General features: G+C 59.7%; 23 protein-coding genes. 20 read left to right on the top strand and 3 right to left on the bottom strand.

All coding sequences use genetic code 11. The features are described from left to right. Window positions 1-154: 154 nt before the first annotated feature. From BLR26_RS21510 to BLR26_RS21490, 5 genes are all read left to right on the top strand, one after another. A complete protein-coding gene (locus tag BLR26_RS21510; RefSeq protein ID WP_093385358.1) occupies window positions 155-1,279 on the top strand; it encodes an IS481 family transposase in 1,125 nt (374 codons plus the stop codon). Window positions 1,280-1,578: 299 nt separating this feature from the next. Then, the gene (locus BLR26_RS21505) at window positions 1,579-3,024 is read left to right on the top strand and encodes an aminotransferase-like domain-containing protein (protein WP_045200530.1); all 1,446 of its coding nucleotides are present in this window, start codon (window positions 1,579-1,581) and stop codon (window positions 3,022-3,024) included. Between the two features lie 217 nt (window positions 3,025-3,241). Then, window positions 3,242-3,559, top strand: a complete 318-nt coding sequence (locus BLR26_RS21500) for a translation initiation factor 2 (protein WP_309475569.1) — start codon at window positions 3,242-3,244, stop codon at window positions 3,557-3,559. Window positions 3,560-3,686: 127 nt separating this feature from the next. Further along, window positions 3,687-3,941: a YkgJ family cysteine cluster protein gene (locus BLR26_RS21495; protein WP_045200534.1), complete on the top strand. Its 255-nt coding sequence runs from the start codon at window positions 3,687-3,689 to the stop codon at window positions 3,939-3,941. A 32-nt stretch (window positions 3,942-3,973) separates the two neighbouring features. Continuing rightward, window positions 3,974-4,579 (top strand): START domain-containing protein, encoded by a 606-nt coding sequence (locus BLR26_RS21490; RefSeq protein ID WP_093385349.1) that lies wholly within the window; start codon window positions 3,974-3,976, stop codon window positions 4,577-4,579. 142 nt (window positions 4,580-4,721) lie between these two features. On the opposite strand, the gene gltA is transcribed toward BLR26_RS21490, so the two are convergent. Further along, window positions 4,722-6,011 carry a citrate synthase gene (gene gltA, locus BLR26_RS21485; RefSeq protein ID WP_010224685.1) on the bottom strand — a complete coding sequence of 430 codons (1,290 nt, stop codon included), beginning with the start codon at window positions 6,009-6,011 and terminating at the stop codon, window positions 4,722-4,724. A 350-nt stretch (window positions 6,012-6,361) separates the two neighbouring features. Here gltA and sdhC point away from each other — a divergent pair, with 350 nt between their 5' ends. The 11 genes from sdhC (at window position 6,362) to BLR26_RS21430 (ending at window position 20,309) form a co-directional block, all read left to right on the top strand. Further along, window positions 6,362-6,748: a succinate dehydrogenase, cytochrome b556 subunit gene (sdhC, locus tag BLR26_RS21480; protein WP_174242293.1), complete on the top strand. Its 387-nt coding sequence runs from the start codon at window positions 6,362-6,364 to the stop codon at window positions 6,746-6,748. After that, entirely contained in the window at window positions 6,742-7,110 is a 369-nt protein-coding gene (gene sdhD, locus BLR26_RS21475) for a succinate dehydrogenase, hydrophobic membrane anchor protein (RefSeq protein WP_028945358.1), read from the top strand. The genes sdhC and sdhD overlap by 7 nt, the downstream gene beginning before the upstream one ends. Window positions 7,111-7,113: 3 nt before the next feature. Then, complete coding sequence (sdhA, locus tag BLR26_RS21470; protein WP_045200538.1) at window positions 7,114-8,886, top strand: succinate dehydrogenase flavoprotein subunit; 1,773 nt, start codon at window positions 7,114-7,116, stop codon at window positions 8,884-8,886. Window positions 8,887-8,897: 11 nt separating this feature from the next. Then, window positions 8,898-9,602, top strand: coding sequence for a succinate dehydrogenase iron-sulfur subunit (locus BLR26_RS21465; protein ID WP_010224678.1), 705 nt, complete (start codon window positions 8,898-8,900; stop codon window positions 9,600-9,602). A gap of 246 nt (window positions 9,603-9,848) precedes the next feature. Then, on the top strand, window positions 9,849-12,680 hold the full coding sequence (locus BLR26_RS21460; RefSeq protein WP_045200540.1) for a 2-oxoglutarate dehydrogenase E1 component: 2,832 nt from the start codon (window positions 9,849-9,851) through the stop codon (window positions 12,678-12,680). 42 nt (window positions 12,681-12,722) lie between these two features. Next, a complete protein-coding gene (gene odhB / locus BLR26_RS21455) occupies window positions 12,723-13,943 on the top strand; it encodes a 2-oxoglutarate dehydrogenase complex dihydrolipoyllysine-residue succinyltransferase (RefSeq protein ID WP_045200542.1) in 1,221 nt (406 codons plus the stop codon). Between the two features lie 105 nt (window positions 13,944-14,048). Continuing rightward, window positions 14,049-15,485, top strand: coding sequence for a dihydrolipoyl dehydrogenase (lpdA, locus tag BLR26_RS21450; protein WP_038996215.1), 1,437 nt, complete (start codon window positions 14,049-14,051; stop codon window positions 15,483-15,485). Between the two features lie 175 nt (window positions 15,486-15,660). After that, on the top strand, window positions 15,661-16,827 hold the full coding sequence (gene sucC, locus BLR26_RS21445) for an ADP-forming succinate--CoA ligase subunit beta (RefSeq protein ID WP_010224674.1): 1,167 nt from the start codon (window positions 15,661-15,663) through the stop codon (window positions 16,825-16,827). Beyond that, window positions 16,827-17,711 (top strand): succinate--CoA ligase subunit alpha, encoded by an 885-nt coding sequence (gene sucD / locus BLR26_RS21440; protein WP_045200545.1) that lies wholly within the window; start codon window positions 16,827-16,829, stop codon window positions 17,709-17,711. The genes sucC and sucD overlap by 1 nt, the downstream gene beginning before the upstream one ends. Window positions 17,712-18,065: 354 nt before the next feature. Further along, a complete protein-coding gene (brnQ, locus tag BLR26_RS21435) occupies window positions 18,066-19,379 on the top strand; it encodes a branched-chain amino acid transport system II carrier protein (protein ID WP_045202210.1) in 1,314 nt (437 codons plus the stop codon). A gap of 189 nt (window positions 19,380-19,568) precedes the next feature. After that, window positions 19,569-20,309, top strand: coding sequence for a DUF599 domain-containing protein (locus BLR26_RS21430; protein WP_045202208.1), 741 nt, complete (start codon window positions 19,569-19,571; stop codon window positions 20,307-20,309). Between the two features lie 86 nt (window positions 20,310-20,395). Here the strand turns inward: BLR26_RS21430 and BLR26_RS21425 are convergent, their stop codons facing one another. Further along, on the bottom strand, window positions 20,396-20,671 hold the full coding sequence (locus tag BLR26_RS21425) for a hypothetical protein (RefSeq protein WP_045202206.1): 276 nt from the start codon (window positions 20,669-20,671) through the stop codon (window positions 20,396-20,398). Between the two features lie 152 nt (window positions 20,672-20,823). On the opposite strand from BLR26_RS21425, the gene BLR26_RS21420 reads away from it, so the two are divergent. The 4 genes from BLR26_RS21420 (at window position 20,824) to BLR26_RS21405 (ending at window position 24,539) form a co-directional block, all read left to right on the top strand. Then, complete coding sequence (locus tag BLR26_RS21420) at window positions 20,824-21,300, top strand: PaaI family thioesterase (RefSeq protein WP_093385345.1); 477 nt, start codon at window positions 20,824-20,826, stop codon at window positions 21,298-21,300. Beyond that, window positions 21,297-21,758 carry a PaaI family thioesterase gene (locus BLR26_RS21415; RefSeq protein ID WP_045202202.1) on the top strand — a complete coding sequence of 154 codons (462 nt, stop codon included), beginning with the start codon at window positions 21,297-21,299 and terminating at the stop codon, window positions 21,756-21,758. Before BLR26_RS21420 ends, BLR26_RS21415 begins: the two co-directional genes overlap by 4 nt. A gap of 94 nt (window positions 21,759-21,852) precedes the next feature. Further along, a complete protein-coding gene (htpG, locus tag BLR26_RS21410; protein WP_093385340.1) occupies window positions 21,853-23,757 on the top strand; it encodes a molecular chaperone HtpG in 1,905 nt (634 codons plus the stop codon). 56 nt (window positions 23,758-23,813) lie between these two features. Beyond that, window positions 23,814-24,539, top strand: a complete 726-nt coding sequence (locus tag BLR26_RS21405) for a dienelactone hydrolase family protein (protein ID WP_093385337.1) — start codon at window positions 23,814-23,816, stop codon at window positions 24,537-24,539. Between the two features lie 84 nt (window positions 24,540-24,623). Here BLR26_RS21405 and BLR26_RS21400 read toward each other — a convergent pair whose 3' ends face one another. Next, window positions 24,624-25,484 carry a pirin family protein gene (locus BLR26_RS21400; RefSeq protein WP_093385334.1) on the bottom strand — a complete coding sequence of 287 codons (861 nt, stop codon included), beginning with the start codon at window positions 25,482-25,484 and terminating at the stop codon, window positions 24,624-24,626. Between the last annotated feature and the right edge of the window lie 67 nt (window positions 25,485-25,551).

The raw sequence follows: 25,551 nt of genomic DNA, 5'->3' as shown, positions 1-25,551 counted from the left end.
AGCGAAGGAACCCGTAGCGCAGCGTAGGGCCGTATGCTGGAGCGAGCGGTTTTGGTTCCTTTTGCCAAGAATGTAGAGACCGGACACATGGTTGACGGGTGTGCGGAGACATGGTGGACACTTTTCGGCGAGCTCACTTCGCCGGAAAACCATCATGCCTTGGAAAACGAGAGATGCCATGAGCCTGAAAGAAGAGTTCGTTGCCTTGGCCCTGCAACCCGGCAGTAACAAGCGCCAACTATGCCGACGATTCGGTATCAGTCCCCAGACGGCCTACAAGTGGCTTGAGCGCTACCAGGTGCAGGGCCGTGCGGGCCTGCAAGAAAAGTCTCGTCGCCCCATCACTAGCCCCAGATTGACTGATGCAGCCCTGGAAGCTGAGGTCGTAGCCCTTCGGCAGGAGCATCCTGCTTGGGGAGGACGCACAATCAGCAGCTTGCTGGAAAAACGTGTTGCTCCCAGCACAGTCACAAACGTATTACACCGCCACAAGCTGATTCTGCCCAAGCCGCCGACGCGAGCGGGCATGCTGCGGTTTGAGCACGATGCGCCTAATGATCTTTGGCAGATGGACTTCAAGGGCCACTTCGCTATGCAGCAAGGCCGGTGCCACCCCCTGACGGTGCTGGACGACCATTCTCGATTCAATCTGGCCATTCAGGCCTGCGATAACGAGCGTAGCGGGACGGTCAAGGAGAGGTTGGTCGAGATCTTTCAGCGCTACGGCTTGCCGGCGCGCATCAACGTTGATAACGGCGCGCCTTGGGGCTCTCCGCGTAGTCCTGGGGAACACAGTGATCTGAGCATCTGGATAATTCGACTTGGAATCAGAATAAGCTTTAGTCGCCCATATCACCCGCAAACCAACGGAAAAGTCGAACGCTTTCACCGCTCTCTCAAGGAAGAAGTGCTTGATGGGCGGCAGTTTTCAACGCTTGTGGAAGCTCAGTCAGCATTTGATAGATGGCGTGAGTTCTACAACCACCAGCGCCCACATCAGGCTTTGGACTACCAGGTTCCGATGGCCAGATATCGTGCCAGCCCCTGGGCTTACCCACAGCAACTGACCGAGTTCGAATATGGGCCTGACGACATATTAGCCAAGGTCTATCACGGTCGCTTTCGCTTCAAAAAACGCTACTTCAGGGCCGCGAAAGGCTTGGGCGGGCAACACATTGCGATACGTCCCAGCCCCGATGGCGAGGACCTATTTGAAATCTATTTCTGCAATCAGCACCTGCGGACTATCGACGTGAACAAGCCTGACTACGGTCCATAATGTGTCAACCATGTCCCCGCACATGTGTCCACCATGTGTCCGGTCTCTACACCAAGAACAAAAGGGACCCGCCGTAAGGGCGGAAGGGGCCAGCAGCGGCGCCACACCGAATGGATAAGCTCGCAGCCTCAACATCCCCACCCTGGTTGTGACAAATGGCGCATCCCCGCCTCTGTCACACAACTGTATTGTCGACTATTCTGCAATCTGTCCCAGTACACTTCGCAACTGTTCCGGTATTCTTGGCCGAAAACAGCCGTACAAAAACAACTACATTGCCTGCGTGTCGAGAACTGATCATGACCAACCTGTTGCTCTACCAGCGCATCGCCCAGCAACTGGCCGAAGATATTCGCCGCGGTGTGTACCAGCCAGGTGAGCGGGTGCCGTCGGTGCGCAAGATGAGCTCGCAGCTCAATGTCAGCCATGCCACGGTGCTGCAGGCCTATGCCAATCTCGAAGACCAGGGCTTGATTCGCGCGCGGCCGCAGTCCGGCTATTACGTGCACCAGACCCCTGCGTTGACCGCACAGACGCCGGATATCGCCCGGGTCGAGCGCCCGGGGCTGGTCACGCGCAGCAGTATCATTCAGCAGGTATTGACCGAAGCCCGGCGCGACGGGGTGTTTCCCTTTGGCGCGGCGGTGCCGCATGTCGACTATTTGCCGGTGCGCGCGTTGCACCAGCAATTGGCCAAGGTCACCCGCTTTCATAGCCCGCGGGCGTTCAGCTACATGTTCAGCCCGGGTTTCGAGCCGTTGCGCCGGCAGATCGCCATTCGCATGCGCGATGCCGGCGTGGTGGTCGACCCCAGCGAAGTGGTGGTCACCCATGGCTGCGTCGATGCCCTGCAGATGTCGTTGCGGGTGCTGACCCGGCCGGGCGACCTGATCGCCGCCGAATCACCGACCTACTACGGTTTGCTGCAACTGGCCGACCTGCTTGGCCTGAAAGTCATCGAGATCCCCAGCGATCCATCCACCGGCATCAGCCTCGAAGCGTTGCAGTTGGCGGCCAACCAGTGGTCGATCAAGGCCCTGGTGCTGACCGCGCGCCTGAGCAATCCGCTGGGCGGCACCATTCCGGAAGATCGCCAGAAGCAGCTGTTGCGCCTGGCGTCGGATTTCGACATCCAGATCATCGAAGACGATATCTATGGCGAGTTGATGTTCGAGCAGGGCAAGACCAAGGCGCTCAAGGCCTTCGACCGGCTCGGGCGGGTGATCTATTGCTCAAGCTTTTCCAAGACCTTGTCTCCCGGTGTGCGTATCGGCTGGATGGTTGCCGGCAAGTACCAGGCGGAAATCCAGCGCTTGCAGACCTTTACCACCCACTCGGCCTGCAGCGTGACGCAGATGGGGGTGGCGTCCTACTTGGAGAACGGTGGTTACGACCGGCATCTGCGTTTCATCCGCCAGGAATATCGGAAAAATCTCAGCGCCTACCAGCTGGCGGTGCAACAGCATTTCCCGGAAGGTACGCAGATGACCCGGCCCACCGGCGGTTTCATTCTCTGGGTGAGCCTGCCGGGCCGGGTCAATACCCAGGAATTGCACGTGCGTGCGCTGCAGCAGGGCATCAGTATCGCCCCAGGGTTGATCTTCAGTAACACCGAGCAATTCAACCACTGCATTCGTCTGAACTGCGGCATCCCGTGGAATCGTGAGGCGGAGCGGGCGGTGATGACCCTGGGCATGCTCGCCAGCCAGTTGTGCCAGGAATCGGCCTCGGGCGCTTTTTTCTAGACTTGCCAGTCGTGTCAGGAACGGGGAGCATAAGCATTTTTAGGGATAATCGTCGGTGCCTATGAAAGCGTTGCGTTGTATCGGGCTGTCCCTGTGTTTGCTCGGTGGCTTGGCTTGCACCTGGGCAGCAGTGGCCGAAACCGCACCGGCCGGCAAAACCTCCACTAGCAAAAGCGCCAAGCCTGCAGCCAAGCCAAAGCAGGCAAAAGCGCCGCCGGTGCGTAAAAAGGCAAGCACCAAAGCCACCCAGCGCAGCGTACGCAAAAATGCCAAGGCGGCGCCCGCGCCATTGTCCAAGACCAAGCTCGACCTGAGCCTGCCCTCGGGCATGGTCAAGGAGCTCAAGCCCGATACCCAGGAGCAGGCACCTTTGCCCAAGCCATTGCTGCCCTACCTGTTTGGTGAGAAACCGCCTTCCGACAGCCCGTTTCAGCTCAATGGCCGGCTGATCAGCAACGAAATGCAGCTGCAACTGCGTAACGACAGTCGCAAGGATGTCGAAGGCGCGGCGATTGAGTTCGAGTTCAAGCAGTAGGGCGAAACTGACTGTCCAGTCACCCCTTTGGGGTTGATATTTCATCCTGCGAGCAATTTCAAACGCCTGTTTAAGCGGTTACTATCCGGGTTCATTCATCATTTGTTACTCCGAGGATCCTGTTGTCATGAATTGCCGTGAAGGTTGTGGCGCCTGCTGCATTGCGCCCTCCATCAGCTCGCCGATACCGGGGATGCCCAAGGGCAAGCCCGCCGGTGAGCGCTGCCTGCACTTGTCGGTTGCCAACCTCTGCGGCTTGTTCGGCAAGCCCGAGCGCCCGCCGGTGTGTGGTGGTTTCAAGGCAGAGGCCGAGATCTGCGGCAACGACCGCGACGAGGCGATCAGGATCCTGGGGTGGCTGGAGCAAATGACGGCAGCTTGAAACGCGGATCTTCGACAATAAGGAACAAAAGCATGGGATCGTTTAAGCACATGGCACTGGTGTTGGGTCTGGGAGCGGCGCTGGTGCCCCTGGCGCATGCCGAGGGCTGGAAGCAGGCCAAGAAAGAAGACGGAATCAAGATCGATCTCAGTGAGGTTGCCGGTTCCGACTACAAGGCCTATCGCGGCGTTACCTTTATCAAGGCGCCACTGGCCAAGGTCAGGGCCCTGCAGGAAGACGTTGCCGGGGCCTGCGCCTGGATTCATGAGTGCAAGACGCAAAAGCTGCTGAAAACCGAAGGTGACCAGAGCTGGACCTACACTCAATTTAATACCCCGTGGCCGGTCACTGCGCGTGATTCGGTCATGCATGTCACCACTACCGTAGCGGCTGATGGCAGCCTGATCCGCAAGCTTCAAGGCGTGCCCACGTACCTGCCGGAAGAGAAGGGCTTCGTGCGGGTGGCCAAGGTTGATGGGTTCTGGAAGCTGCAGCCAAAAGACGGCGGCACCGAAGTGACTTACCAGGTGCACACCGAGCCGGGCGGCAGCGTGCCGTCGATGGTGGCGAACAAGTTTGTGGTCGATGCGCCGTTCAATACCTTGAAGGCGTTGAAAGAGCTGGCCGAGAAGCCGTAAGTACAGTTGCATCAGTTGGCGGGCTTGAGGCAACTGTTGGGCAATCGCGGGGCAAGCCCGCTCCCACAGAACTGCAGCCCGCGATGAGCGCAATAAAAAAGGCTGCCCGAGGGCAGCCTTTTTTCGTGTTCGGCCCAAAGGCTTACTTGCGGTCTTCCAGTTTGACGATGTCGCGCGACTCGTAGCCGGTGTACAGCTGGCGAGGGCGGCCGATCTTGTACGGGCTGGAGAGCATTTCTTTCCAGTGCGAGATCCAGCCGACGGTCCGCGCCAGGGCGAAGATCACGGTGAACATGCTGGTTGGAATGCCGATCGCCTTGAGGATGATCCCCGAGTAGAAGTCGACGTTCGGGTACAGCGAGCGCTCGATGAAGTAAGGATCGGTGAGGGCGATCTCTTCCAGGCGCATGGCCAGTTCCAGCTGCGGGTCGTTCTTGATGCCCAGCTCGCGCAGGACTTCGTCGCAGGTCTGTTTCATCACGGTGGCGCGCGGGTCGCGGTTTTTGTAAACGCGGTGACCGAAGCCCATCAGCTTGAACGGATCGTTCTTGTCCTTGGCCTTGGCGATGAATTTGTCGATGTTCGAGACATCGCCGATTTCATCGAGCATGGTCAGTACCGCTTCGTTGGCGCCGCCGTGGGCAGGGCCCCACAGTGCAGCGATGCCGGCAGCGATACAGGCGAACGGGTTGGCACCCGAAGAGCCGGCCAGGCGGACGGTGGAGGTCGATGCGTTCTGCTCGTGGTCGGCGTGGAGGATGAAGATCCGGTCCATTGCCTTGGCCAGCACCGGGCTGATCGGTTTGATCTCGCACGGGGTGTTGAACATCATGTGCAGGAAGTTTTCCGCGTACGACAGGTCATTGCGCGGATACATCATGGGCTGGCCCATGGAGTACTTGTACACCATCGCTGCCAGGGTCGGCATCTTGGCGACCAGGCGGACCGCGGAGATTTCGCGGTGCTGCGGGTTATTGATGTCCAGCGAGTCATGGTAGAACGCCGACAGGGCGCCAACCACGCCGCACATGACAGCCATCGGGTGGGCGTCGCGGCGGAAGCCGTTGAAGAAGGACTTCAACTGCTCGTGAACCATGGTGTGGTTCTTCACGGTGCTGACGAACTGAGCCTTCTGCTCGGCATTCGGCAGTTCGCCGTTGAGCAGCAGGTAGCAAGTCTCGAGGTAGTCGGATTTTTCGGCCAGCTGCTCGATCGGATAGCCGCGGTGCAGCAGGATACCCTTGTCGCCGTCGATATAAGTGATCTTCGACTCGCAGGATGCGGTCGCCATGAAACCAGGGTCGAAAGTGAAGTGACCCGTGGCCCCCAACCCTCTAACGTCGATAACATCGGGACCAACGGTGCCGGTTAAAATGGGCAGCTCGACGGGGGCTGCGCCCTCGATGACCAACTGCGCTTTTTTGTCAGCCATGTGGCCTCCTATTAATGCTTGAAATCATCAGACAGACCCCCCACGCAGGGCCCGCACCACTATAGTGAGATAAATTCGAATGTCAATTTGCCTAAAGCACGGTTGTAAAGGGCTTTGGGCGCTGTTTTTCCTCGAAATTACCGCCCGTTTACGCCTTTTGTTCGCTAAAGGCAATGCGCTATTTGGGCTAGGTGTCTGCGTTGTCATTAGTAGCCTAACTGTCTATAATCGGCCCCCGACCGCCAGGGGCTTGCAAGCCCGTGTTGCTGGGGTCGTCACTCCCTGGGTGGTGGGTACCTGACCAGTACACTTACCAACAACTTTGCCCTGCTTGCTAGGGGCTCTTCAGTGTGAAAAAAGCCGTGAAAAGCCAACGACCTGTAAACCTAGACCTAAGGACCATCAAACTCCCCATTACCGGCGTTACGTCATTTCTTCACCGTGTTTCCGGCATCATCCTCTTCCTCGGCCTTGGCTTCATGCTTTATGCATTGGGCAAATCCCTGGGTTCGGAGGAAGGTTTCGCCGAGGTGAAGGCATGCTTGACCAGTCCGCTGGCCAAGTTCGTGGCATGGGGCCTCCTGTCCGCCTTGCTGTATCACTTGGTAGCCGGTGTGCGCCACTTGATCATGGACATGGGCATCGGTGAAACGCTGGAAGGCGGCCGACTGGGCTCGAAAATTATCATCGCCGTTTCCGTGGTGGTGATTGTGCTGGCAGGAGTTTGGATATGGTAACCAACGTCACGAACCTCTCGCGTTCGGGCCTCTATGACTGGATGGCGCAGCGCGTTTCTGCGGTCGTTCTCGCGGCTTATTTCATTTTCCTGATCGGATACCTGGTCGCGCACCCGGGCATCGAGTTTGCCCAGTGGCACGCTCTGTTCTCCAACAACGCGATGCGTATTTTCAGTCTGCTGGCCCTTGTGGCCCTGGGCGCTCACGCCTGGGTCGGCATGTGGACCATTGCCACCGACTACCTGACGCCGATGGCGCTGGGCAAGTCGGCGACTGCCGTACGTTTCCTGTTCCAGGCGGTATGTGGTGTCGCGATGTTCGCGTACTTCGTCTGGGGTGTGCAGATTCTCTGGGGTATCTGATTCATGGCTAACATTCCTACGATTTCATTCGACGCCATCATCATTGGTGGCGGCGGTGCCGGCATGCGCGCAGCGCTGCAGCTGGCTCAGGGCGGTCACAAGACTGCCGTGATCACCAAGGTCTTCCCGACCCGTTCGCACACTGTATCGGCCCAGGGTGGCATCACCTGCGCCATCGCTTCGGCCGACCCGAACGATGACTGGCGCTGGCACATGTACGATACTGTCAAGGGTTCCGACTATATCGGTGACCAGGACGCTATCGAATACATGTGTCAGGAAGGTCCTGCTGCCGTGTTCGAGCTGGACCACATGGGTCTGCCGTTCTCGCGTACCGAGCAAGGCCGTATCTACCAGCGCCCGTTCGGCGGTCAGTCCAAGGACTTTGGTAAAGGTGGCCAGGCCGCCCGTACCTGCGCCGCTTCCGACCGTACCGGTCACGCGCTGCTGCACACCCTGTACCAGGGCAACCTGAAAGCAGGCACCACCTTCCTCAACGAGTACTACGCCGTTGACCTGGTGAAGAACCAGGAAGGTGCGTTCGTCGGTGTGATCGCCATCTGCATCGAAACCGGCGAAACCCTGTACATCAAAGCCAAGGCCACCGTTCTGGCCACCGGCGGTGCAGGCCGTATCTACTCCTCCACCACCAACGCCCTGATCAATACCGGTGACGGTATCGGCATGGCCCTGCGTGCAGGCGTTCCGGTGCAGGACATCGAGATGTGGCAGTTCCACCCGACCGGCATCGCCGGCGCTGGTGTACTGGTCACCGAAGGTTGCCGCGGTGAAGGCGGTTACCTGATCAACAAGCATGGCGAGCGTTTCATGGAACGTTATGCGCCTAACGCCAAAGACCTCGCCGGTCGTGACGTTGTGGCCCGTTCCATGGTTAAAGAGATCATCGCCGGCAACGGCTGTGGCCCTAACGGCGACCACGTGATGCTCAAGCTTGACCACCTGGGTGAAGAAGTACTGCACAGCCGCCTGCCAGGCATCTGTGAGCTGTCCAAGACCTTCGCCCACGTTGACCCTGTGGTCGCGCCGGTTCCTGTTGTGCCAACCTGCCACTACATGATGGGCGGCGTTGCCACCAACATCCATGGCCAGGCCATGACCCAGGACGCCGATGGCGTCGACCACATCATCCCGGGCCTGTTCGCGGTCGGTGAAGTGGCGTGCGTATCGGTTCACGGTGCCAACCGCCTGGGCGGCAACTCGCTGCTCGACCTGGTGGTCTTCGGTCGCGCCGCCGGCCTGCACCTGGAAAAAGCACTGAGCGACGGTATCGAATACCTCGACGCCAGCGACACCGACATCGATGTTGCCCTGAGCCGTCTGAACAAGCTCAACGAGCGCAACACCGGCGAAGACGTGGCTACCCTGCGTCGCGAACTGCAAAGCTGCATGCAGAACTACTTCGGTGTATTCCGTACCGGCGAATACATGCAGAAGGGTATCGAGCAACTGGCTGGCCTGCGCGAGCGTATTGCCAACGTCAAGATCAACGACAAGTCCCAGGCCTTCAACACCGCGCGTATCGAAGCGCTGGAGCTGCAGAACCTGCTGGAAGTCGCTGAAGCCACTGCCATCGCTGCAGAAGTCCGTAAAGAGTCCCGCGGCGCTCACGCCCGTGAAGACTTCGAAGACCGTGACGACGAAAACTGGCTGTGCCACACCCTGTACTTCCCGGGTGAGAAGCGCGTCGCCAAGCGCGCCGTCAACTTCGCGCCGAAAACCGTTCCGGCGTTCGAGCCTAAAGTCCGGACTTACTAAGGGTGGCCACAATGTTGCAAGTCGAAGTTTATCGTTACAACCCCGATACCGACTCGGCACCCAAGATGCAGGTGTTCCAGGTCGATACCGGCGGCAAGGACCTGATGGTTCTCGATGTCTTGGCACTGATCAAGGAACAGGACGAAGGTTTCTCGTATCGTCGTTCCTGCCGTGAAGGTGTTTGCGGTTCCGATGGCATGAACATCAACGGCAAGAACGGCCTGGCCTGCATCACGCCGCTGTCGGCCGTGGTCAAGCGCAACAAGCTGATCGTTCGCCCGTTGCCTGGATTGCCGGTCATTCGTGACCTGGTCGTCGATATGAGCATCTTCTACAAACAGTACGAGAAGGTGAAGCCATTCCTGCAGAACGATACGCCGGCTCCGGCCATCGAGCGTCTGCAGTCGCCGGAAGAACGCGAAAAGCTGGACGGCCTGTACGAGTGCATCCTGTGCGCTTGCTGCTCGACTTCCTGCCCGTCGTTCTGGTGGAACCCGGACAAGTTCCTCGGTCCAGCTGCACTGCTGCAGGCCTATCGTTTCCTGGCCGACAGCCGTGACACCAAGACCCAGGAGCGTCTGGCTTCGCTGGATGACCCGTTCAGCGTGTTCCGTTGCCGCGGCATCATGAACTGCGTAAACGTTTGCCCTAAAGGTCTGAACCCGACCAAGGCCATCGGTCACGTACGTAACATGCTGCTGCAAAGCGGTACCTGATTTTAAAAGTGTTGTACCCGTAGTACGCCAAGGTGCGGGCCCTTGCCCGCACCAAGGTGAAACCCGAGCTAGGGCCCACAAAGCCCAAGCTTTTACCTATGAAGATATGAGACCAGCAGGGGCTTCCGGGCTGGTACCCGGAAAATCTGTAGGATCCTTGGTGGCTTGGTTGGGTCGCTGCATTAGGACTTTTCCAGGCGTGCTGTGGCTCTTGCCGATCCGTCCCCTAACCGAGGGTGACCAAGCATGCAAGAAAGCGTGATGCAGCGCATGTGGGATAGCGCCCACCTTTCAGGTGGTAACGCTGCATATGTGGAAGAGCTCTACGAGCTTTACCTGCACGACCCTAACGCTGTGCCAGAAGAGTGGCGCACTTACTTCCAGAAGTTGCCCGCCGAAGGCAGCACCGCTACCGATGTATCGCACTCTACAATCCGCGACCATTTCGTACTGCTGGCAAAGAACCAGCGCCGCGCCCAACCGGTTTCCGCCGGGAGCGTGAGCAGTGAACACGAGAAGAAGCAGGTTGAAGTTCTGCGACTGATCCAGGCCTACCGTATGCGCGGCCACCAAGCCGCTAAGCTCGACCCCCTGGGGTTGTGGCAGCGCCCTGCGCCAGTAGACCTGTCGATCAATCATTACGGCTTGACCAATGCCGATCTTGATACGACCTTCCGTGCCGGCGACCTGTTCATCGGCAAAGAGGAAGCGAGCCTACGCGAAATCTTCGACGCTTTGCAGCAGACATATTGCCGCACCATTGGCGCCGAATTCACCCACATCGTCGACTCCGAGCAGCGCAGCTGGTTCCAGCAGCGTCTGGAGAGCGTGCGTGGGCGTCCAGTCTTCTCCGCGGATATTCAGAGCCACCTGCTCGAGCGCGTCACCGCCGCCGAGGGTCTGGAAAAATACCTGGGTACCAAATACCCGGGCACCAAGCGTTTCGGCCTGGAAGGCGGCGAAAGCCTGATTCCGATGCTGGACGAGCTGATTCAACGCTCCGGTTCCTACGGCACCAAGGAAGTTGTCATCGGCATGGCTCACCGTGGCCGTCTGAACGTCCTGGTCAACACCTTCGGCAAGAACCCGCGCGACCTGTTCGACGAGTTCGAAGGCAAGAAGAAGGTCGAGCTGGGCTCCGGTGACGTCAAATACCACCAGGGCTTCTCGTCCAACGTGATGACCGCCGGTGGCGAAGTTCACCTGGCCATGGCGTTCAACCCTTCGCACCTGGAGATCGTCTCGCCAGTGGTTGAAGGTTCGGTACGTGCCCGTCAGGACCGTCGCAACGACACCGTTGGCGACAAGGTACTGCCGATTTCCATCCACGGTGACGCGGCATTCGCCGGTCAAGGCGTGGTCATGGAAACCTTCCAGATGTCGCAGACCCGCGGTTTCAAGACCGGCGGTACCGTGCACATCGTGATCAACAACCAGGTTGGTTTCACCATCAGCAACCCGCTGGACTCGCGTTCCACCGAGTACGCCACCGACGTCGCCAAGATGATTCAGGCGCCGATCCTGCACGTCAACGGTGATGATCCGGAAGCGGTGCTGTTCGTGACCCAGCTGGCGGTCGATTACCGCATGCAGTTCAAGCGTGACGTGGTCATCGACCTGGTCTGCTACCGTCGTCGCGGCCACAACGAGGCCGACGAGCCGAACGGCACACAGCCGCTGATGTACCAGCAGATCGCCAAGCAGCGCACCACCCGCGAACTCTACGCCGAAGCCCTGACCCAGTCGGGCCGTCTTGACGCCGAGCGCGTCCAGGCCAAGGTCGACGAGTACCGCAACGCGCTGGATAACGGCCTGCACGTAGTAAAAAGCCTGGTTAAAGAGCCGAACAAAGAGCTGTTCGTCGACTGGCGTCCGTACCTGGGTCACACCTGGACCGCGCGTCACGACACCCGCTTCGATCTGAAGACCCTGCAGGAACTGTCGGCCAAGCTGCTGGAGCTGCCGGAAGGTTTCGTGGTTCAGCGTCAGGTTTCGAAGATCTACGAAGATCGCCAGAAGATGCAGGCCGGTGGCTTGCCGATCAACTGGGGCTACGCCGAAACCATGGCCTACGCGACCCTGCTGTTTGAAGGTCATCCGATCCGCATGACGGGTCAGGATATCGGTCGCGGCACTTTCTCGCACCGCCACGCGGTACTGCACAACCAGAAAGACGCCAGCACCTACCTGCCACTGCAGAACCTGTACGCCGGTCAGCCTAAGTTCGACCTGTACGACTCCTTCCTCTCGGAAGAAGCGGTACTGGCCTTCGAATACGGCTACTCCACCACCACGCCGAACGCGCTGGTGATCTGGGAAGCCCAGTTCGGCGACTTCGCCAACGGTGCCCAGGTGGTTGTCGACCAGTTCATCACCAGCGGCGAGCACAAGTGGGGCCGTCTGTGCGGTCTGACCATGCTGCTGCCACACGGTTATGAAGGGCAGGGGCCTGAGCACTCCTCGGCACGTCTGGAGCGTTACCTGCAGCTGTGCGCCGAGCACAACGTCCAGGTTTGCGTACCGACCACGCCGGCTCAGATCTACCACCTGCTGCGTCGTCAGGTCATCCGTCCGCTGCGCAAGCCGCTGATCGTGCTGACGCCAAAGTCGCTGCTGCGCCACAAACTGGCCATCTCGACCCTGGAAGAACTGGCCGAAGGCTCGTTCCAGACCGTGATCCCGGAAATCGATACCCTCGATCCGAAGAACGTCACGCGCCTGGTTCTGTGCAGCGGCAAGGTCTACTACGATCTGCTGGAAAAACGCCGTGCCGAAGGCCGCGAAGATATCGCCATCGTGCGTATCGAGCAGCTGTATCCGTTCCCTGAAGACGACCTGGTCGAAATCCTCGCGCCGTACACCAATCTCAAAGATGTGGTGTGGTGCCAGGAAGAGCCAATGAACCAGGGCGCCTGGTACAGCAGCCAACACCACATGCGTCGCATTCTGACCCGTCACAACAAGGACCTGGTCCTCGAGTACGCCGGTCGCGATGCTTCGGCAGCACCTGCTTGTGGTTACGCTTCGATGCACGCCGAGCAGCAGGAAAAACTGCTGCAAGATGCCTTCACCGTTTAATGCCATCGCGCACCAGAAACCGAATTTAAGGAACCACTGATAATGGCTATCGAGATCAAAGCCCCTACTTTCCCGGAATCGGTTGCCGATGGCACCGTTGCCACCTGGCACAAGCAACCGGGCGAAGCGGTCAAGCGTGACGAGCTGATCGTCGACATCGAAACCGACAAGGTTGTCCTGGAAGTACTGGCTACCGCTGACGGCGTGCTGGGCGCTATCGTCAAGGGCGAGGGCGAAACCGTCCTGTCCGACGAAGTCCTGGGTTCGATCGAAGCAGGTGGTGTTGCTGCCGCGGCGCCTGCCGCTGCTGCCGCGCCTGCCGCCGCTGCTCCTGCTGCCGCTGCTGCTGGCGACGAAGACGCCATCGGCGCTCCGGCTGCCCGCAAGCTGGCCGAAGAAAACGGCATCGCCCTGAACAGCATCAAGGGCACCGGCAAAGACGGTCGCATCACCAAGGAAGACGTGGTTGCTGCCATCGAAGCGAAGAAATCCGCTCCGGCTGCCGCACCTGCCGCCAAGCCAGCCGCTGCTGCCGCTGCCCCGGTCGTCGCCACTGGCGATCGCACCGAGAAGCGTGTACCGATGACTCGCGTACGTGCAACCGTTGCCAAGCGCCTGGTCGAAGCTCAGTCGAACATGGCCATGCTGACCACCTTCAACGAAGTCGACATGACCGAAGTCATGGCCCTGCGTTCGAAGTACAAGGACCTGTTCGAGAAGACCCACAACGGCGTACGCCTGGGCTTCATGTCGTTCTTCGTCAAGGCTGCCACCGAAGCGCTGAAACGCTTCCCGGCCGTCAACGCCTCGATCGACGGTTCCGACATCGTCTACCACGGTTATGCGGACATCGGCGTTGCCGTTTCCAGCGACCGCGGCCTGGTGGTACCGGTACTGCGTAACGCCGAGCAGATGAGCCTGGCTGAAATCGAGAACGGCATCGCCACCTTCGGCAAGAAAGCCCGTGACGGCAAACTGTCGATCGACGAAATGACCGGCGGTACCTTCACCATCACCAACGGTGGTACCTTTGGTTCGATGATGTCGACCCCGATCGTCAACCCGCCGCAGGCTGCGATCCTGGGCATGCACAACATCATCCAGCGTCCTATGGCCGTTAACGGTCAGGTCGTGATCCGCCCGATGATGTACCTGGCACTGTCCTACGACCACCGTCTGATCGACGGTAAAGAAGCCGTGACCTTCCTGGTGACCATCAAGAACCTGCTGGAAGACCCGGCTCGTCTGCTGCTGGATATCTGATTGAGCAGCTGCAAGCTGCAAGCTTCAAGCGGCAAGCCTGAACGGTTTGCGCTTGAGCTTGTGGCTTGCAGCTTATCGCTTGCAGCTTTAAAGAGGATTTTCTGAATGTCGCAAAAATTTGATGTGGTAGTGATTGGCGCAGGTCCTGGCGGCTACGTAGCTGCCATCAAGGCTGCGCAACTCGGTCTGAGCACTGCCTGTATCGAGAAGTACACTGACGGCGAAGGCAAGCTGGCCCTCGGCGGTACCTGCCTGAACGTGGGTTGCATTCCTTCCAAGGCGCTGCTGGACAGCTCCTGGAAATACAAGGAAGCCAAAGAGAGCTTCAACGTCCACGGTATCTCCACTGGCGAAGTGAAGATGGACGTCGCCGCGATGGTTGGCCGCAAGGCTGGCATCGTCAAAAACCTGACCGGCGGTGTTGCCACCCTGTTCAAGGCCAACGGCGTCACCTCGATCCAGGGCCACGGTAAACTGCTGGCTGGCAAGAAAGTCGAAGTCACCAAGGCTGACGGCACCACCGAAATCATCGAAGCCGAGAACGTCATCCTGGCTTCCGGTTCGCGTCCGATCGACATTCCACCGGCTCCGGTCGACCAGAACGTCATCGTCGATTCCACCGGCGCCCTGGAATTCCAAACCGTACCTAAGCGCCTGGGCGTGATCGGTGCTGGCGTGATCGGCCTGGAGCTGGGTTCGGTCTGGGCTCGCCTGGGCGCAGAAGTCACCGTCCTCGAAGCCCTGGACACCTTCCTGATGGCCGCTGACGCCGCTGTCTCCAAGGAAGCGCTGAAAACCCTGACCAAGCAAGGCCTGGACATCAAGCTGGGCGCTCGCGTGACCGGCTCGAAGGTCAACGGCGCTGAAGTCGAAGTGACCTACACCGACGCCAACGGCGAGCAGAAGATCACCTTCGACAAGTTGATCGTTGCGGTCGGCCGTCGTCCGGTGACCACCGATCTGCTGGCTGCCGACAGCGGCGTGACCATCGACGAGCGTGGTTTCATCTTCGTCGACGATCACTGCGCGACCAGCGTACCGGGCGTTTACGCCATCGGTGACGTGGTTCGTGGCATGATGCTGGCGCACAAGGCCTCGGAAGAGGGCATCATGGTCGTCGAGCGCATCAAGGGCCACAAAGCCCAGATGAACTACGACCTGATCCCGTCGGTTATCTACACCCACCCGGAAATCGCATGGGTCGGTAAAACCGAACAGACCTTGAAGGCCGAAGGCGTTGAGGTTAACGTGGGCACCTTCCCGTTCGCGGCCAGCGGCCGTGCGATGGCTGCCAACGACACCGGTGGTTTCGTCAAGGTCATCGCCGATGCCAAGACCGACCGCGTCCTGGGTGTACACGTGATTGGCCCATCGGCTGCCGAACTGGTGCAGCAGGGTGCAATCGCAATGGAATTCGGCACCAGCGCCGAAGACCTGGGCATGATGGTTTTCTCCCATCCGACCCTGTCCGAAGCGCTGCATGAAGCCGCGCTGGCTGTGAATGGCGGTGCCATTCACGTTGCCAACCGTAAGAAGCGTTAAACAATAAGAAACCACGGCGGGTGGCCCGTCGTGAGTCTTGCGTGCATGACTCACCGCGGAAAGTCCGCCGGACTCGAACTCCCGGAGCATACCGGGGGCAAGTGGTCACAGGTGGCGCGGCACTCCCATGGAGCGCAGCGCCGAAGCGCAGTACCTAACGAAGACGGTAAAAAGCATGAATCTTCACGAGTATCAGGGTAAGCAGCTGTTCGCTGAATACGGCCTGCCAGTTTCCAAGGGTTTCGCAGTCGACACCCCTGAAGCTGCCGCAGAAGCCTGCGACAAGATCGGTGGCACCGAGTGGGTTGTCAAAGCCCAGGTCCACGCCGGTGGTCGCGGTAAAGCGGGCGGCGTCAAGCTGGTTCGCAGCAAGGAAGACGCCAAGGCGTTCGCTGCGCAATGGTTGGGCAAGCGTCTGGTAACCTACCAGACCGACGCCAACGGTCAGCCAGTGACCAAGATCCTGGTCGAATCCTGCACTGACATCGCCAAAGAGCTGTACCTGGGCGCTGTAGTCGACCGTTCGAGCCGCCGTATCGTGTTCATGGCTTCCACCGAAGGTGGCGTGGACATCGAGAAAGTCGCTCACGAGACTCCTGAGAAGATCATCAAGGCTACTATCGATCCACTGGTTGGCGCTCAGCCATTCCAGGGTCGTGAACTGGCGTTCCAGCTGGGTCTGGAAGGCAAGCAAGTTGCTCAGTTCGCCAAGATTTTCGTAGGCCTGGCCAAGCTGTTCAAAGAACACGACCTGGCCCTGCTGGAAGTAAACCCGCTGGTCATCAAGGCCGACGGCGACCTGCACTGCCTCGATGCCAAGATCAACATCGACGCTAACGCCATGTACCGTCAGCCTAAGCTGAAAACCTTCCACGACCCGTCGCAAGACGATCCTCGTGAAGCCCACGCTGCCAGCTTCGAGCTGAACTACGTGGCCCTGGAAGGCAACATCGGCTGCATGGTCAACGGTGCCGGCCTGGCCATGGGTACCATGGACATCGTCAACCTGCACGGCGGCAAGCCAGCCAACTTCCTCGACGTAGGTGGTGGTGCTACCAAAGAGCGCGTTACCGAAGCCTTCAAGATCATTCTGTCCGACAGCAATGTCGCGGCCGTTCTGGTCAACATCTTCGGCGGCATCGTTCGTTGCGACATGATTGCCGAAGGCATCATCGGCGCTGTGAAAGAAGTCGGCGTCAAGGTACCGGTTGTTGTTCGCCTGGAAGGCAACAACGCTGAACTGGGTGCTAAAGTACTGGCAGAAAGCGGTTTGAACATCATTGCGGCAACCAGCCTGACCGACGCTGCTCAACAAGTTGTCAAAGCTGCGGAGGGCAAGTAATGAGCGTCCTGATCAATAAAGACACCAAAGTCATCTGCCAGGGCTTCACCGGCTCGCAAGGTACTTTCCACTCCGAGCAAGCCATCGCCTACGGCACCAAGATGGTCGGCGGCGTGACGCCAGGCAAGGGTGGCTCCACCCACCTGGGCCTGCCAGTGTTCAACACTGTGAAAGAAGCAGTAGAAGCTACCGGCGCTGATGCGTCGGTCATCTACGTTCCAGCTCCTTTCTGTAAGGACTCGATCCTGGAAGCTGCCTTCGGCGGCATCAAGCTGATCGTCTGCATCACCGAAGGCATTCCTACCCTGGACATGCTCGATGCCAAGGTCAAGTGCGACGAGCTGGGTGTTACCCTGATCGGCCCTAACTGCCCAGGCGTCATCACTCCGGGCGAGTGCAAGATCGGCATCATGCCAGGTCACATCCACTTGCCAGGCAAGGTCGGTATCGTTTCGCGTTCCGGCACCCTGACCTACGAAGCGGTCAAGCAGACCACTGACGCCGGTTTCGGTCAGTCCACCTGCGTCGGTATCGGTGGCGACCCGATCCCGGGCTCCAACTTCATCGACATCCTGAAGCTGTTCCAGGAAGACCCGAAGACCGAAGCGATCGTCATGATCGGCGAGATCGGCGGTTCGGCTGAAGAAGAAGCAGCTGCCTACATCAAGGCCAACGTCACCAAGCCTGTGGTTTCCTACATCGCTGGTGTTACCGCTCCTGCGGGCAAGCGTATGGGCCACGCTGGCGCCATCATCTCCGGCGGCAAAGGCACTGCAGACGAGAAATTCGCTGCGCTGCAGGACGCTGGTGTGAAAACCGTGCGTTCGCTGGCAGACATCGGCAAGGCCCTGGCCGAGCTGACTGGCTGGGAAGTGAAGAAGTAAGCACTGCCCGGTAAACAAGAAAGGCCACCTTCGGGTGGCCTTTTTTGTTTACCGGGCAGCAGCGGCAAGGGGCAAGCTTCAAGCTGCAAGAGGGTATTGCGGCAAGCATGCGGCTTCTAACTTGCCGCTTGAGGCTGTCGCGCAAGCGACACGCATATTCACACATCGGACAAGCAGCCCTGCAGCAGTGCGTTTCTGTGACAAATTCGTTAACCTATGCACTCATTTTGTGCCCGCTCCCCAAAAGGGAACGACACGCTAAACGGGTCTGGCTCATCCAGCCAGGCAGCATTTCCCTCACCCAAGGGGAAATCCCTCTCTAAATCCCGATTTCAGCAGTGTGGTATTTCCTTAATGAAAGTTTTAAAAGGCCAGGACATCCTGGCACTTGGTTTTATGACGTTCGCTTTGTTCGTCGGCGCGGGCAATATCATTTTCCCACCTATCGTCGGTCTGCAATCCGGTCCACACGTGTGGATGGCGGCGCTGGGTTTCCTGATCACTGCTGTGGGCCTGCCGGTTATCACTGTTGTCGCCCTGGCCAAGGTCGGCGGCGGCATGGATGCCCTGAGCAGCCCGATCGGCAAGGTCGCCGGCGGCCTGCTGGCGGCGGTGTGCTACCTGTCGGTAGGCCCGCTGTTCGCCACTCCGCGTACCGCCACCGTATCCTTCGAGGTGGGTGTTGCGCCGCTGACCGGTGAAAGCCCGCTGGCCCTGTTTATCTACAGCCTGGTGTACTTCCTGGTGGTGCTGGCGGTGTCCATGTACCCGGGCAAGTTGCTCGACACCGTCGGTCGCTTCCTCGCGCCGCTGAAGATCATCGCCCTGGCCGCACTCGGCATCGCCGCGTTCATGCTGCCCGCCGGTGGTATCGGTGAAGCGCAGCCGGCCTACGTTGCCGCACCGTTCTCCCAGGGCTTCATCAATGGTTACCTGACCATGGATACCCTCGGCGCCCTGGTGTTCGGTATCGTCATCGTCAACGCCATCCGTTCGCGCGGTGTCGAATCGCCGCGGCTGATCACCCGCTACGCGATCATCGCCGGCCTGATCGCCGGGGTCGGCCTGGCCCTGGTGTACATCAGCCTGTTCCGCCTGGGTGCCGGCAGCCATGAAATCGCCGCCGGTGCCAGCAACGGCGCAGCGGTACTGCATGCCTATGTACAGCACACCTTCGGCTCGCTGGGCAGCGGCTTCCTGGCCGTGCTGATCGCCCTGGCCTGTCTGGTGACCGCCGTTGGCCTGACCTGCGCCTGTGCCGAGTATTTCAGCCAGGTACTGCCGCTGTCGTACCGCACCCTGGTGGTGATCCTTGCCGGCTTCTCGCTGCTGATCTCCAACCTCGGCCTGACCAAGCTGATCATGTTCTCGATTCCGGTGCTGACGGCTATCTACCCGCCGTGCATCGTGGTCGTAGGCCTGAGCTTCTGCAAAGAACTGTGGAATTCCGAGGTACGCATCCTCGCGCCGGTGATGCTGGTTTCGCTGCTGTTCGGCATGATCGATGCCATCAAGGGCACCGCCCTGGCCAGCGAACTGCCGGAAATCCTCGCCCACCTGCCGCTGAGCGAGCAGGGCCTGGCCTGGCTGGTACCGTCGGTAGTGGCCCTGGGCGTTGCGGTGGTGTGTGACCGCATGCTTGGCAAGCCACGCGAAGTGCTGGCCTGAGAATTGGCCCTATGACGGACACCGGCCACAAGCCAACAGGGTGACCGTCACGGCAAATTCCGAGCCCCGTGTCCGCAAGGACGCGGGGCTTTTTCGTTTCTGCACCGCAGACGTGTCTTTTTCTGCGCTAAAGCGTCGAAAGCCGGTCAATGGGCTTTATTGTGCTCGAAACTTCAATCAGGACCTTGCATGAGCTTCATTCAAAGCAATCTGATCCACTTGCTGGCCGCCTGCTGGTTCGTTGTCTGCTGGGGCGGATACACCCGTTATGCCACCTGGAAGGGCCGCGATACCGCTTGCCTGGCCAGCGTGCTGCACCTGTACCGCGAAGACTGGATGCGCCGCATGCTGCTGCGTGACAACCGCATCGCCGATGCCAGCGTGATCGGTAACCTGGAGCGCAACGCCTCGTTCTTTGCCTCCAGCACCTTGATCATCCTGGCCGGTATTCTCACCGTGCTCGGCGCATCAGACCGTGCGGTATCGTTGCTGGCAGACCTGCCGCTGGTGCAGCAGGCGTCCCAGGGCATGTCGGAAATCAAGTTGCTGTGCCTGGCGATGGTATTTGTGTACGCCTTCTTCACTTTCAGCTGGTGCATGCGTCAATACAACTTCGCCGCCGTATTGGTGGGTTCGGCGCCGATGATCGGCGAGCGTCAGGTCAGCGAACTTGAGCGCAAGGCCTTTGCCCTTAGAGCGGCCAAGGTTATTTCCCTGGCCGCCAACCAGTTCAACTTTGGCCTGCGTTCCTATTACTTCGGCATGGCCATGCTCTGCTGGTTTATCAGCCCCTGGTTGTTTATGTTGATGAGTACCGGGGTAGTACTGGTGCTGTATCGCCGTGAATTCCACTCCGATGTGCTCGATGTGATGGTCTATACCCCGACCGAAGCGCCGGTGGCGGAACCCGGCAAAGAGAACCTCGCCTGAAGGTTATTGACTGAATCGTTTAACCCTATTGCAACAGGAATAAAAAAACCCGACAGCGTCGGGTTTTTTTATTCCGGCGGGCTTGCTTACTTGGCAGGCTCGGCAGGAGTAGCTGGAGCAGCAGGTGCAGCTTCTTTTGCAGCTTCTTCAGCGGCTTTCTGTTGCGCTTCGGCCTGATCTTTGGCGGCTTCGGCGTTTTCTTTCGCGGCCTCGTTCACTTTATCCTGAGCTTCACCCATCTTCTCTTGGGCTTGCTCGGCGTGTTGTTGAGCATCTTGGGCTTTGTTCTCGCTGGCTTTATCGCAAGCGGCCAGGCCCAGAGCAGCGGCGAGCATAACGGCAAAAGCAAAAGGTTTACGCATGGGGTGTTTCTCCTTGTGGAATAAGTTACTTGTTCCTTCGAGCTCAAGTAACCGGTAGAAGTTCCGCGCACAATACAGATATATAACAAATGGTTCTATATGGACATTTGCCAGACTGTGTGCATGTTCTCAATGGCCCGGGAGTTTTTCAAATGACCGACACTTCTTTGCTGGCAATGGCCGAACGTTTTCTCTCGGCATTGCGACATTGCCAGGTGCTGCAGATGCGCGTGCATCACGCTGATGCCCAAGGCATGACCCTGGTGTTGCCGTACTCGACGAAGATCGTCGGCAACCCACAGACCGGCGCCGTGCATGGCGGGGCGGTGACTACCCTGATGGACACCACCTGCGGCATGGCTACCCTTTGTGCGCTGCCTGAGTTCGAGGTATGCCCGACGCTAGACCTGCGCATCGACTACATGCAGCCGGCCGAGGCCGGCAAGGACATCTTCGGCCATGCCTACTGCTACCGCGTTTCTCGCGATGTGATCTTCACCCGTGGGCTGGCCTACCAGGACGACCCGGAGCAGCCGATCGCCCAGGTGGTTGGCACTTTCATGCGCCTGGGCAAGGGCATCAAGGGCGGCCTGAATTTCGCCAGCAAGCTCAAGGGGAGCGGCCAATGATTCCGCCAGAGGTACACCAGCAACTGCGCCAGGCCCATGCCGAAGGCAATTATGAGCCGCTGCTGCAGTTGATCCCTTATGCCGGATTGATTGGTATCCAGTGCAGCCGCCAGGGCGATGACCTGTTGTTTTGCCTGCCGGCCAGCCAGGACAACATTGGCAATCCGTTGCTGCCGGCGATCCACGGCGGGGTGATCGCAGGCTTCATGGAGCTGTCGGCGGCGCTGTACCTGCTGATTTTCAGCGAAAGCGCGGCGATCCCGAAGATCATCGACTTTTCCATCGACTACCTGCGCGCCGGCCACTACCGCGACACCTACGCCCGCTGCCAGCTATGGCGCCAGGGCCGGCGGGTAACCAACGTGGCCATAACCGCCTGGCAGGGCGACGCGGACGAACCGATTGCCACGGCGCGCGCGCATTTCAAGATCGAAGAAATGACTTCGCCCTTGAAATAGCCCCAGCCACCCCCATCTGTTGTGCATCCCGCCGTGAAAGCAGGCCGCCGGCCTGCCCAACGACAACTGCCATCAGATCGGAGTGTTGAAGACCATGAGTGTGGAAACTCAAAAAGAAACCCTGGGCTTCCAGACCGAGGTGAAGCAACTGCTGCACCTCATGATCCATTCCCTGTATTCGAACAAGGAAATCTTCCTTCGCGAACTGATTTCCAACGCCTCCGACGCCGTCGATAAACTGCGCTTCGAAGCCCTGGCCAAGCCAGAGCTGCTCGAAGGCGGCGCCGAGCTTAAAATCCGCCTGAGCTTCGACAAGGACGGCAACACCGTCACCCTCGAAGACAACGGCATCGGCATGAGCCGCGAAGAGGTCATCGCGCACCTGGGCACCATCGCCAAGTCCGGCACCGCCGACTTCATGAAAAACCTCACCGGCGACCAGAAGAAGGACTCGCACCTGATCGGTCAGTTCGGCGTGGGCTTCTATTCGGCCTTTATCGTCGCCGACAAGGTCGACGTATTCAGCCGCCGCGCCGGCCTGCCAGCTGCCGAGGGCGTGCACTGGTCGTCCAAGGGCGAGGGTGACTTTGAAGTTGCCACTGTCGACAAGGCCGAGCGCGGTACGCGCATCGTCCTGCACCTGAAAAAAGGTGAAGAAGAGTTCGCCGACGGCTGGCGCCTGCGCAACATCGTCAAGAAGTACTCCGATCACATCGCCTTGCCGATCGAGCTGCCAAAACAGGTCGAAGCCGGCGAAGGTGAAGAAAAGCCGGCCGAAGAATGGGAAACCGTCAACCGCGCCAGCGCCCTGTGGACCCGTCCGCGTACCGAGATCAAGGACGAGGAATACCAGGAGTTCTACAAGCACATCGGTCACGACTTCGAGAACCCGTTGGCCTGGAGCCACAACAAGGTCGAAGGCAAGCTTGAGTACAACTCGCTGCTCTACGTACCGGCCCGCGCCCCGTTCGACCTGTACCAGCGTGAAGCGCCACGCGGCCTGAAGCTGTACGTGCAGCGTGTGTTCATCATGGACCAGGCAGAATCCTTCCTGCCGCTGTACCTGCGTTTCATCAAGGGCGTGGTCGATTCCAACGACCTGTCGCTGAACGTTTCGCGCGAAATCCTGCAGAAAGACCCGATCATCGATTCGATGAAGTCGGCGCTGACCAAGCGCGTGCTGGACATGCTCGAGAAGCTGGCCAAGAACGAGCCTGAGCAGTACAAGGGCTTCTGGAAGAACTTTGGCCAGGTGATGAAAGAAGGCCCGGCTGAAGACTTCGCCAACAAGGAAAAGATCGCCGGCCTGCTGCGTTTCGCCTCCACCCATGACGAAAGCGGCGAGCAGAGCGTTGCCCTGGCCGACTACCTGGCCCGCGCCAAGGAAGGTCAGGACAAGATCTACTTCCTCACCGGCGAATCCTACGCGCAGGTCAAGAACAGCCCGCACCTGGAAGTCTTCCGCAAGAAAGGCATCGAAGTGCTGCTGCTGACCGACCGTATCGACGAGTGGCTGATGAGCTACCTGAGCGAATTCGACGGCAAGAGCTTCGTCGACGTCGCCCGCGGTGACCTGGACCTGGGCAAGCTGGACTCTGAAGAGGACAAGAAAGCCCAGGAAGAAGTCGCCAAGGAGAAAGAAGGCCTGGTCGAGCGCCTCAAGGCGGCGCTGGGCGAGAGCGTCAGCGAAGTGCGCGTGTCGCACCGCCTGACCGATTCGCCGGCGATCCTGGCTATCGGTGAACAGGACCTGGGCCTGCAGATGCGCCAGATCCTCGAAGCCAGCGGACAGAAGGTGCCGGACTCCAAGCCGATCTTCGAATTCAACCCGGGCCACCCGCTGATCGAGAAGCTGGACAACGAGCAGAGCGAAGACCGTTTCGCCGACTTCTCGCACATCCTCTTCGATCAGGCCGCGCTGGCGGCGGGCGATAGCCTCAAGGACCCGGCGGCGTACGTTCGTCGCCTGAACAAGCTGCTGGTCGAATTGTCGGCTTAAGTAGTTGCAGGAAAGCCCGCTTCGGCGGGCTTTTTTCATTGTGCAAGGAGGAGTGCATGAGCAAGGTTACCGTCGAATCGCTGGTCTATCATGTTGCCGGCAAAGCCTATGAGAGCCGCTTGTTCTTTACCCAGGGCGCCCGCGAGCAGCCTGGGCTTTTGATGGCACCAAACTGGATGGGGGTGGGCGAGGGCGCCGAGCGTATCGCCCGCGAAGTCGCCGCCCAGGGCTATGTGGTGTTGCTGGCCGACATCTACGGCCAGACCCTGCGACCGTCGAACATGGATGAAGCAGGGGCGGCGATGATGCCGCTGAAGAACGACCGCGTCGAGCTGCGCAAGCGCCTGAAGGCGGCGCTGGACCAGTTGCTGGGGCAATCGAAGGCGGTACTGGAGCCTGGCAAGCTGGCCACCTTCGGCTTCTGCTTCGGCGGTTGCTGCGCCCTGGAGCTGGCCCGCGAAGATGCCCGCCTGCTGGCTGCGGTGTCGTTCCACGGCACCCTCGATACGCCGCTGCCGGCGGTAGAAGGCAAGGTCAAGGCTTCGATGCTGGTGCTGCATGGCGCCGCCGACCCGTTCGTAGCCAAAGAGCAGTTGCCGGCCTTCGAAGTCGAGATGGATGCGGCCAAGGTCGATTGGCAACTGATCAGCTATGGCGGCGCGGTGCATTCGTTCACCGATATCGCGGCGAACATTCCCGGCAAGATGAAGTACGACGCCCGCACATCCAAGCGCGCGTTCCGGGCAATGTTCAATTTGCTCGATGAAGTGTTCCAGCGCTGAGTGAAGGGGCAAGGCTGGCTCCCACACTTGACCTTGTGGGCGCCAGCCTTGCCGGCGATCGACCGCGTAGCGCTCGCGATAACCTCAAGGCAGCTCGATCCTTTCAGTTTCCCCCGGCACCGTCGGCCACTCCCCGGCCGCCCAGCGTGCCCGCGCCTGCTCGATCAGCGCCGGATCGCTGGCAACAAAATTCCAGTTCATCCGCCGCGGCCCGTCCAGCGGCGCCCCGCCAAACAGCACCAACTGGCTTTCGCTGTCGGCATACAGGCTCATCTCTGCACCGTGCGGCAAGATCACCAGGCTGCACGGCTCGAGCGCTTCATTGTCGAGGCTGACTTCGCCATCCAGTACATACAGCGCACGCTCGGCATGCTCGGTGGGCACCGTCAGGGTAGTGGCCGCCTGCATCTGCACCAGCGCATACAGGGTCGGTGACAACACCGGCACTGGCGATTGCAGGCAAAAGCCGCTGCCGGCAATCATGCGAATGCGCACCCCCAGGCTGTCACTGACCGGCAGGCTCGCCGCCGGATGATGGCTGTAGTGCCCCGGGCCTTGCTCATGCGCTTTGGGCGATGCCAGCCACACCTGCAAACCGTGCAATCGCGAGCTGCCAGGCAGCAGTTCGGCCGGCGTGCGCTCGACATGGGCGATGGCGCTGCCGGCAGTCATCCAGCTGACTTCACCGGCCTTGACCCGTTGATCCGAGCCCAGGCTGTCCTTGTGCTGGATTTCGCCCTCGAACAGGTAGGTGAGGGTCGACAGGCCGATATGCGGGTGCTGGCGGATGTTCATGCCGCGCCCGGCCGGGTAGTCGGTTTCGAGCATGTGGTCGAAGAACACGAACGGCCCGACGCTGCGGCACTGGGCCGAGGGCAGGGGGCGCAGGATAGGTTGGCCTTCGACCGATTCGGCGCGAGGGCGGATGACCAGGGGAAGGCTCACGGTGTGCTCCAGGCCAGCAGGGAAAGTTCTTGTAGCATAACCTGCTGAACTGGCGTGTGTTCGCTCC

Source organism: Pseudomonas sp. UC 17F4 (assembly GCF_900101695.1).
In the GTDB taxonomy this organism is placed as follows: Bacteria; Pseudomonadota; Gammaproteobacteria; order Pseudomonadales; family Pseudomonadaceae; genus Aquipseudomonas.
The sequence above is the reverse complement of the archived record's forward strand: the minus strand, read 5'-3'. Positions and strand labels throughout refer to the sequence as shown.

What these genes read in the sequence shown, in the direction of transcription:
- BLR26_RS21505 (WP_045200530.1), top strand. Translation starts at nt 1,579, where the DNA reads ATGACCAACCTGTTGCTCTACCAGCGCATCGCCCAGCAACTGGCCGAA.
- BLR26_RS21415 (WP_045202202.1), top strand. Translation starts at nt 21,297, where the DNA reads ATGATTCCGCCAGAGGTACACCAGCAACTGCGCCAGGCCCATGCCGAA.
- sdhD (WP_028945358.1), top strand. Translation starts at nt 6,742, where the DNA reads ATGGTAACCAACGTCACGAACCTCTCGCGTTCGGGCCTCTATGACTGG.
- brnQ (WP_045202210.1), top strand. Translation starts at nt 18,066, where the DNA reads ATGAAAGTTTTAAAAGGCCAGGACATCCTGGCACTTGGTTTTATGACG.
- htpG (WP_093385340.1), top strand. Translation starts at nt 21,853, where the DNA reads ATGAGTGTGGAAACTCAAAAAGAAACCCTGGGCTTCCAGACCGAGGTG.
- BLR26_RS21405 (WP_093385337.1), top strand. Translation starts at nt 23,814, where the DNA reads ATGAGCAAGGTTACCGTCGAATCGCTGGTCTATCATGTTGCCGGCAAA.
- BLR26_RS21430 (WP_045202208.1), top strand. Translation starts at nt 19,569, where the DNA reads ATGAGCTTCATTCAAAGCAATCTGATCCACTTGCTGGCCGCCTGCTGG.
- odhB (WP_045200542.1), top strand. Translation starts at nt 12,723, where the DNA reads ATGGCTATCGAGATCAAAGCCCCTACTTTCCCGGAATCGGTTGCCGAT.
- sdhA (WP_045200538.1), top strand. Translation starts at nt 7,114, where the DNA reads ATGGCTAACATTCCTACGATTTCATTCGACGCCATCATCATTGGTGGC.
- BLR26_RS21460 (WP_045200540.1), top strand. Translation starts at nt 9,849, where the DNA reads ATGCAAGAAAGCGTGATGCAGCGCATGTGGGATAGCGCCCACCTTTCA.
- BLR26_RS21490 (WP_093385349.1), top strand. Translation starts at nt 3,974, where the DNA reads ATGGGATCGTTTAAGCACATGGCACTGGTGTTGGGTCTGGGAGCGGCG.
- BLR26_RS21510 (WP_093385358.1), top strand. Translation starts at nt 155, where the DNA reads ATGCCTTGGAAAACGAGAGATGCCATGAGCCTGAAAGAAGAGTTCGTT.
- BLR26_RS21495 (WP_045200534.1), top strand. Translation starts at nt 3,687, where the DNA reads ATGAATTGCCGTGAAGGTTGTGGCGCCTGCTGCATTGCGCCCTCCATC.
- sucD (WP_045200545.1), top strand. Translation starts at nt 16,827, where the DNA reads ATGAGCGTCCTGATCAATAAAGACACCAAAGTCATCTGCCAGGGCTTC.
- gltA (WP_010224685.1), bottom strand. Translation starts at nt 6,011, where the DNA reads ATGGCTGACAAAAAAGCGCAGTTGGTCATCGAGGGCGCAGCCCCCGTC.
- BLR26_RS21420 (WP_093385345.1), top strand. Translation starts at nt 20,824, where the DNA reads ATGACCGACACTTCTTTGCTGGCAATGGCCGAACGTTTTCTCTCGGCA.
- lpdA (WP_038996215.1), top strand. Translation starts at nt 14,049, where the DNA reads ATGTCGCAAAAATTTGATGTGGTAGTGATTGGCGCAGGTCCTGGCGGC.
- sucC (WP_010224674.1), top strand. Translation starts at nt 15,661, where the DNA reads ATGAATCTTCACGAGTATCAGGGTAAGCAGCTGTTCGCTGAATACGGC.
- BLR26_RS21425 (WP_045202206.1), bottom strand. Translation starts at nt 20,671, where the DNA reads ATGCGTAAACCTTTTGCTTTTGCCGTTATGCTCGCCGCTGCTCTGGGC.
- BLR26_RS21465 (WP_010224678.1), top strand. Translation starts at nt 8,898, where the DNA reads ATGTTGCAAGTCGAAGTTTATCGTTACAACCCCGATACCGACTCGGCA.